Annotated in this window: 1 pseudogene; it reads left to right on the plus strand. The window is 34.4% G+C overall.

Annotated features, from left to right (window positions below):
• Positions 1-273, plus strand: a pseudogene (locus SB719_RS20035) (hypothetical protein); the annotation flags it as partial.

Raw genomic sequence — 273 nt, forward strand, 5'->3', positions numbered from 1 at the left:
GCGAGAAATGGTTACTTATATTTAATTATGAAGATGATAATGCGGTTATTTATAATGCGGACGGAAGTGAATACGCTAAGTTTTATGCCGGAGAAGGGATTCAAGATTGTCAGGTTGATGTGAATGAAGATATATGGGTTAGTTATTATGATGAAGGAATTTTCGGAGATTGCCCAATTGGAGCAAACGGGATAGTCGCTTTTGATCCTACAGGTAAATTGATTTTTAATAATTATGATCAATATGTAGAAAGGTTTAATGTACCTCCTATAG

The sequence above is a fragment of the Pantoea sp. SIMBA_079 genome, from assembly GCF_046940275.1.
In the GTDB taxonomy this organism is placed as follows: Bacteria; Pseudomonadota; Gammaproteobacteria; order Enterobacterales; family Enterobacteriaceae; genus Pantoea; species Pantoea borealis.